9 protein-coding genes are annotated in these 7,035 nt (G+C 50.2%); all 9 read right to left on the bottom strand.

The window, feature by feature from the left end:
* On the bottom strand, positions 1 to 888 hold an 888-nt coding region (tuf, locus tag AACU94_RS23080; protein ID WP_135488687.1), incomplete at its 3' end, for an elongation factor Tu.
* Between the two features lie 70 nt (positions 889 to 958).
* Positions 959 to 3,073, bottom strand: coding sequence for an elongation factor G (gene fusA / locus AACU94_RS23075; RefSeq protein ID WP_000124701.1), 2,115 nt, complete (start codon positions 3,071 to 3,073; stop codon positions 959 to 961).
* Positions 3,074 to 3,169: 96 nt separating this feature from the next.
* Positions 3,170 to 3,640, bottom strand: a complete 471-nt coding sequence (gene rpsG, locus AACU94_RS23070) for a 30S ribosomal protein S7 (protein WP_001138043.1) — start codon at positions 3,638 to 3,640, stop codon at positions 3,170 to 3,172.
* Positions 3,641 to 3,736: 96 nt separating this feature from the next.
* Positions 3,737 to 4,111: a 30S ribosomal protein S12 gene (gene rpsL / locus AACU94_RS23065; protein ID WP_000246815.1), complete on the bottom strand. Its 375-nt coding sequence runs from the start codon at positions 4,109 to 4,111 to the stop codon at positions 3,737 to 3,739.
* Between the two features lie 125 nt (positions 4,112 to 4,236).
* Positions 4,237 to 4,524 (bottom strand): sulfurtransferase complex subunit TusB, encoded by a 288-nt coding sequence (gene tusB / locus AACU94_RS23060; RefSeq protein WP_130217612.1) that lies wholly within the window; start codon positions 4,522 to 4,524, stop codon positions 4,237 to 4,239.
* Between the two features lie 7 nt (positions 4,525 to 4,531).
* Complete coding sequence (gene tusC / locus AACU94_RS23055) at positions 4,532 to 4,891, bottom strand: sulfurtransferase complex subunit TusC (RefSeq protein ID WP_135488686.1); 360 nt, start codon at positions 4,889 to 4,891, stop codon at positions 4,532 to 4,534.
* Positions 4,891 to 5,277 (bottom strand): sulfurtransferase complex subunit TusD, encoded by a 387-nt coding sequence (tusD, locus tag AACU94_RS23050; protein WP_001209689.1) that lies wholly within the window; start codon positions 5,275 to 5,277, stop codon positions 4,891 to 4,893. The genes tusC and tusD overlap by 1 nt, the downstream gene beginning before the upstream one ends.
* The gene (locus AACU94_RS23045) at positions 5,277 to 5,999 is read right to left on the bottom strand and encodes a helix-turn-helix transcriptional regulator (RefSeq protein WP_000091466.1); all 723 of its coding nucleotides are present in this window, start codon (positions 5,997 to 5,999) and stop codon (positions 5,277 to 5,279) included. Before AACU94_RS23045 ends, tusD begins: the two co-directional genes overlap by 1 nt.
* 166 nt (positions 6,000 to 6,165) lie before the next feature.
* The gene (fkpA, locus tag AACU94_RS23040; protein ID WP_130208921.1) at positions 6,166 to 6,978 is read right to left on the bottom strand and encodes an FKBP-type peptidyl-prolyl cis-trans isomerase; all 813 of its coding nucleotides are present in this window, start codon (positions 6,976 to 6,978) and stop codon (positions 6,166 to 6,168) included.
* Positions 6,979 to 7,035 lie beyond the last annotated feature (57 nt).

Here is a 7,035-nt window from a genome sequence, read left to right as displayed (position 1 = left end):
CGGCTTAGCCAGTACCTGACCACGTTCGATTTCTTCACGTTTGATACCACGCAGCAGAACACCTACGTTCTCACCAGCACGGCCTTCGTCCAGCAGTTTGCGGAACATTTCAACGCCAGTACAGGTAGACTTCTGAGTCTCTTTGATACCAACGATTTCAACTTCTTCACCAACTTTGATGATACCGCGTTCTACACGACCGGTAACAACGGTACCACGACCGGAGATGGAGAATACGTCTTCGATCGGCAGCAGGAACGGCTTGTCAATCGCACGCTCTGGTTCCGGAATGTAAGAATCCAGGAAGCCAGCCAGCTCCAGGATTTTCGCTTCCCACTCTGCGTCGCCTTCCAGCGCTTTCAGAGCAGAACCACGAACGATCGGAGTGTCGTCGCCCGGGAAGTCGTACTGAGACAGAAGTTCACGAACTTCCATTTCAACCAGTTCCAGCAGCTCTTCGTCATCAACCATGTCACATTTGTTCAGGAACACGATGATGTACGGAACGCCTACCTGACGACCCAGCAGGATGTGCTCACGAGTCTGCGGCATCGGGCCGTCAGTCGCAGCAACTACCAGGATCGCGCCGTCCATCTGAGCAGCACCAGTGATCATGTTTTTAACATAGTCGGCGTGCCCCGGGCAGTCTACGTGTGCGTAGTGACGGGTCGGGGTGTCATATTCAACGTGAGAAGTGTTGATGGTGATACCACGAGCTTTTTCTTCCGGCGCGTTATCGATCTGGTCGAATGCACGAGCAGCACCGCCGTAGGTTTTAGCCAGTACGGTGGTGATTGCAGCGGTCAGAGTAGTTTTACCGTGGTCAACGTGGCCGATAGTACCAACGTTAACGTGCGGTTTTGTACGTTCAAATTTTTCTTTAGACACGGCTATATTCCTTACTATAGTGCTCTCCCCTTCAGGAGAGAGCACGGGACTTTGGTATTAACCCTTAGGCTTATTTACCACGGGCTTCAATTACGGCCTGAGCAACGTTACTCGGCGCTTCATCATACTTCAGGAATTCCATGGTGTATGATGCACGACCTTTGGTCAGAGAACGCAGCTGAGTTGCGTATCCGAACATTTCAGACAGCGGTACTTCAGCGTGGATCTTAACGCCAGTAACTTCAGATTCCTGACCTTTGAGCATACCACGACGACGGCTCAAGTCACCGATAACGTCACCGGTGTTCTCTTCTGGAGTTTCTACTTCAACCTTCATGATCGGCTCAAGCAGAACTGGTTTCGCTTTCTTAAAGCCTTCTTTAAAGGCGATAGAAGCAGCCAGTTTAAAAGCCAGTTCAGAGGAGTCAACGTCATGGTAAGAACCGAAGTGCAGACGAACACCCATGTCTACTACCGGGTAGCCTGCCAGCGGACCTGCTTTCAGCTGTTCCTGGATACCTTTATCAACGGCCGGGATGTATTCGCCAGGGATTACACCACCTTTAATGTCGTTGATGAACTCGTAGCCTTTCGGGTTTGAACCCGGCTCCAGCGGGTACATGTCGATAACAACATGACCATACTGACCACGACCACCAGACTGTTTCGCGTGTTTACCTTCAACATCGGTAACTTTCTGGCGGATAGTTTCACGGTAAGCAACCTGCGGTTTACCTACGTTCGCTTCAACGTTGAATTCACGCTTCATACGGTCAACGATGATGTCGAGGTGCAGTTCGCCCATACCCGCGATGATGGTCTGGTTAGATTCTTCGTCAGTCCATACACGGAAAGACGGGTCTTCTTTAGCCAGACGGCCCAGAGCCAGACCCATTTTTTCCTGGTCAGCTTTGGTTTTCGGTTCAACTGCGATGGAGATTACCGGCTCAGGGAATTCCATACGTTCCAGAATGATCGGCGCGTCCGGGTCACACAGGGTGTCACCAGTGGTTACGTCTTTCAGACCGATTGCAGCTGCGATGTCGCCCGCGCGAACTTCTTTGATCTCTTCACGTTTGTTAGCGTGCATCTGAACGATACGACCGAAACGCTCACGTGCAGCTTTCACGGAGTTCAGTACGGTATCACCAGAGTTAACCACACCGGAGTACACACGGAAGAAGGTCAGGTTACCAACAAACGGGTCGGTAGCGATTTTGAACGCCAGTGCAGAGAACGGCTCGTCATCACTTGCGTGACGCTCAGCCGGAGTGTCTTTACCGTCGTCCAGGATACCGTTGATCGCAGGTACGTCAACCGGGGATGGCAGGTAATCAATTACCGCATCCAGCATCGCCTGAACACCTTTGTTCTTGAACGCAGAACCACAGGTTACCAGGATGATTTCGTTGTTCAGAACGCGCTGACGCAGAGCACCTTTGATTTCTGCTTCAGTCAGTTCTTCACCACCCAGGTATTTTTCCATCAGCTCTTCAGAAGCTTCAGCTGCGGATTCGATCAGGTTCTGGTGCCATTCGTTAGCCAGTTCAACCATGTCTGCCGGGATATCTTCGTATTCGAAGGTTACGCCCTGGTCAGCATCGTTCCAGTTGATAGCTTTCATTTTCACCAGGTCAACAACACCGGTGAAATGTTCTTCAGCACCAATCGCCAGCTGCAGCGGAACCGGGTTCGCGCCCAGACGGGTTTTGATCTGGTTAACAACTTTCAGGAAGTTCGCACCCATGCGGTCCATTTTGTTAACGAACGCAATGCGCGGAACTTTATATTTGTTTGCCTGACGCCATACGGTTTCAGACTGCGGCTGAACACCACCAACTGCGCAGTAAACCATTACCGCACCATCGAGAACACGCATGGAACGTTCTACTTCGATTGTGAAGTCAACGTGCCCCGGGGTGTCGATGATGTTGATGCGATGCGGCTCATACTGCTTAGCCATACCAGACCAGAATGCAGTAGTTGCAGCGGAAGTGATGGTAATACCACGTTCCTGCTCCTGCTCCATCCAGTCCATGGTTGCAGCGCCGTCATGAACTTCACCGATTTTATGGTTTACACCGGTGTAGAACAGAATACGTTCGGTAGTAGTGGTTTTACCGGCGTCGATGTGCGCACTGATACCGATGTTACGGTAGCGTGCGATGGGTGTTGTACGAGCCATTTGTTTCCTCGTTTATCTTTTAGGCGTTCAATTTAAGTAGCCCAAAGCGGGCTGCTTACTGGAAGCGCCCGCCTGGTGACTAAAACTCCGAAGGGATTACCAACGGTAGTGTGCGAACGCCTTGTTGGCTTCGGCCATACGGTGAACGTCTTCACGTTTCTTAACTGCAGTACCTTTGTTTTCTGCAGCATCGGAAAGTTCGTTCGCCAGGCGCAGAGCCATGGATTTATCACCGCGTTTACGAGCAGCTTCAACGATCCAACGCATTGCCAGAGCATTACGACGAACCGGACGGACTTCAACTGGTACCTGATAAGTAGAACCACCAACGCGGCGAGACTTAACTTCTACAGTCGGGCGCACGTTTTCGAGAGCTACTTCGAATGCTTCCAGTTCAGATTTACCAGAGCGCTGAGCCAGGGTCTCCAGCGCGCTGTATACGATAGATTCGGCAGTAGATTTTTTACCATCTACCATCAGGATATTTACAAATTTAGCCAGCAGTTCTGATCCGAACTTCGGATCCGGCAGAATTTTACGCTGACCAATGACGCGACGACGTGGCATGGAAATACTCCGTTGTTAATTCAGGATTGTCCAAAACTCTACGAGTTTAGTTTGACATTTAAGTTAAAACGTTTGGCCTTACTTAACGGAGAACCATTAAGCCTTAGGACGCTTCACGCCATACTTGGAACGAGCCTGCTTACGGTCTTTAACGCCGGAGCAGTCAAGCGCACCACGTACGGTGTGGTAACGAACACCCGGGAGGTCTTTAACACGACCGCCACGGATCAGGATCACGGAGTGCTCCTGCAGGTTGTGACCTTCACCACCGATGTAGGAAGTCACTTCGAAACCGTTAGTCAGACGAACACGGCATACTTTACGCAGTGCGGAGTTCGGTTTTTTAGGGGTGGTAGTATATACACGGGTACATACGCCACGTTTTTGCGGGCATGCTTCCAGCGCAGGCACGTTGCTTTTCGCAACTTTGCGAGCACGTGGTTTGCGTACCAGCTGGTTAACTGTTGCCATTAAATAGCTCCTGGTTTTAGCTTTTGCTTCGTAAACACGTAATAAAACGTCCTCACACAATATGAGGACGCCGAATTTTAGGGCGGTGTCGAAAAGGTGTCAAGAAATATACAACGATCCCGCCGTCACCAGGCCATCTGGCTGGTGTGCTTAACCGTAAGTCTGACGAAATCAGTATAGTCAATTGGGATGATATCGTTCGAAATTTGAGCAGTCAAACCGCGGGCAATGAGGTCTTCGTTCAGGGCATAAACCTTAATGGGGGCATTACGCAGACTTTCAAGGTAGCGGTTGCCGTCAACTGCGGCAGTTACGCCATCCTGTAATAACAGCAGTTCGTCACCCTCACTGAGCAGACGCAGCAACGCAGGAAAATCTGTCAGCCAGGGAGAGCGATGTAATGTGTGCAACATGTACGCCTCAAAATTTCAAAATAACATCGTAGTTGGCGAGTTCGCGGCGTAAGGCATCTGCTTCGAGCGGCGTGGCTTCGACAACAAAGGGTGTCTGCGGACCTAACCCTCGTTCGCGCAGAGAAGCCGCACAAACCCAGCACTGTTCAATGTCATACAGACCCAGCAATTTAAAAGTGGCAATGTAATCACGCGCCAGCACCGCATCGGGCTTTTGTCCTGGCAGAAGCTGAAAAACGCCATCGGCGATAAAGAAGACGGCGAGATCGTCAGTTAAAGCGGAAGTTGCGAGTAAAGCATCTAATCCCTCACGACCAGCCGCGGTGCCATGAGGCGCAGTAGAAAAGACAAACGCTATTCGTTTCATCAGAACTGTACCACCCTGTCACAGGTTAGCGAGGCTTCTGCCAGAGCGCCAAGTCCGCTTAAGGTAAATCCCGGCTGAAGGTTTGACGAGGCCAGCCCCAGTCTTCCTGCTTCAGTTTCATCGACGATACCGCGGCGTAACGCTGCCGCTACGCAGATATTCAGCGCCACACCATGTTGCGCGTTCAACTGTTGCCAGCCGCGCACAAGGTCAAATTCGTCACTTGCCGGAGAAGTTAACTGGTTAGCGTTATAGACCCCTTCCCGGTAGAAAAAGACGCTACTCAACTCATGGCCTTCTGCTATCAGCGCCTGTGCAAACTGAAAAGCACTACTCGCCTGTTGCGTTCCGTATGCTGGCCCGGTTACCACGATGGCAAAACGCATTACTTATCTTGCCCCTGGAAATCACCGCTCTTGAACTGACGGATATAGAGATAAACAGTATGTTTGGAGATGTTGAGACGATCAGCAACCTGGTTGATCGCATCTTTGATATCGAAAATGCCTTTCTCGTAAAGATTCAACACGATTTGACGATTTTTGGCGTTATTAGAAACATTACGATCGGCGTTCACTTCTTCAATGGTGAACTCCAGTGTTTGGGTAACCAGATCTTCAACCGAAGACGCAAAGTTGACACTTGAACCGACGTCCGGGGTTTCTGGCGGCACAAAAGTGCTCATAATCTGCGAGAAGGGAACATCAAGATTCATATTGATGCACAGCAGACCAATTACACGCTGTTCGCGGTTACGAATCGCGATGGTCAGGGACTTCATTAATACGCCGCTTTTGGCGCGAGTAAAGTAGCATTTAGAAACGCTGCTATCCGCTCCCGTCATGTCGTGCAGCATACGCAGTGCCAGATCGGTAATTGGCGAGCCAATCTTCCGGCCTGTATGTTCGCCGTTGGCAATACGAATGGCTGAACATTTTAAATCCTGCAAAGAGTGCAAAACGATTTCACAGTGGGAACCAATGAGCATCGCTAACCCGTCCACCACCGCTTCGTAGGATTTCAGAATATCAAAATCGGTCTGGTCGAAAGGACGTTGATCCAGTAAATCCAACTCACTGGTTTCGTTGGTTAAAAGCGACCTGGACATGAAAAAAAACACTCCTTTTCAGGAGCCTGTCGTTAACTTTTCAGGGCAGGCTCATTAATGATGCGGGTAATTAAATTAATACAGCGGAGGTTCCGCTTTCCAGCACTAATTATATCCGGCCTGCAATAAAAAAACCGCCGCCTGGTCAGGCGGCGGTTTTTAATGCTTATTTTTTAGCAGAATCTGCTGCTTTAGCATCTGCTTCTGGCTTCGTATCAGCCTTCGGTGCTGGTTTCACATCCAGCAGTTCTACGTCAAATACCAGAGTAGAGTTCGGTGGGATCCCCGGAACGCCCGCTTTGCCGTAAGCCAGCTCTGGTGGAATAACCAGTTTGATCTTACCGCCTTTCTTGATGTTCTTCAGACCTTCAGTCCAGCCAGGGATCACGCCGTCCAGACGGAACGAGAGCGGTTCACCACGGGTGTATGAGTTATCGAACTCTTTACCGTCGATCAGCGTACCTTTGTAGTTCACTACTACAGTATCGCTGTCTTTCGGTGCTTCACCTTTACCGGCTTCCACTACCTGATAAACCAGGCCAGTTGAAGAGGTTTTTACACCTTTCTCTTTGGCAAATTTCTCGCGGTACTCTTTACCTTTCGCTTCGTTATCAGCAGCATCTTTTTCCATCTTCGCCTGAGCGGAGGACTTCACGCGTGCTTCAAACGCTTGCAGAGTCTGTTCGATCTCTTGATCGGAGAGTTTGCTTTTATCCGCAAATGCATCCTGAACACCCGCGATTAGCTGATCTTTATCCAGTTTGATGCCCAGCTTTTCTTGTTCTTTCAGAGAATTGTCCATGTAACGACCGAGCGAAGCACCCAGCGCGTAAGCTGATTTCTGATCGTCATTTTTGAACGCTGCTTTGCTGTCAGCAGTTGCAGTTGGTTTCGCCGCTTCGGCAGCAAAAGTGATTGGTGCATGCAGGGCAACGGCCATTGTGGTCGCCAGCAGCGTTACTTTAAACAGTGATTTCATCCATATCTCCAGGATCGGGGCATCTCACCCCTGGGTTAACTATTATCAGAAAGGTAC

Origin of the sequence: Escherichia sp. E4702, from assembly GCF_963883545.1 — a bacterium.
Taxonomy (GTDB): Bacteria; Pseudomonadota; Gammaproteobacteria; order Enterobacterales; family Enterobacteriaceae; genus Escherichia.
This window is presented reverse-complemented; position numbering and strand designations above follow the sequence as displayed.

Excerpts from the sequence above, each read along its gene's own strand:
- fusA (WP_000124701.1), bottom strand. The coding sequence starts at position 3,073 with ATGGCTCGTACAACACCCATCGCACGCTACCGTAACATCGGTATCAGT.
- rpsG (WP_001138043.1), bottom strand. The coding sequence starts at position 3,640 with ATGCCACGTCGTCGCGTCATTGGTCAGCGTAAAATTCTGCCGGATCCG.
- rpsL (WP_000246815.1), bottom strand. The coding sequence starts at position 4,111 with ATGGCAACAGTTAACCAGCTGGTACGCAAACCACGTGCTCGCAAAGTT.
- tusB (WP_130217612.1), bottom strand. The coding sequence starts at position 4,524 with ATGTTGCACACATTACATCGCTCTCCCTGGCTGACAGATTTTCCTGCG.
- tusC (WP_135488686.1), bottom strand. The coding sequence starts at position 4,891 with ATGAAACGAATAGCGTTTGTCTTTTCTACTGCGCCTCATGGCACCGCG.
- tusD (WP_001209689.1), bottom strand. The coding sequence starts at position 5,277 with ATGCGTTTTGCCATCGTGGTAACCGGGCCAGCATACGGAACGCAACAG.
- AACU94_RS23045 (WP_000091466.1), bottom strand. The coding sequence starts at position 5,999 with ATGTCCAGGTCGCTTTTAACCAACGAAACCAGTGAGTTGGATTTACTG.
- fkpA (WP_130208921.1), bottom strand. The coding sequence starts at position 6,978 with ATGAAATCACTGTTTAAAGTAACGCTGCTGGCGACCACAATGGCCGTT.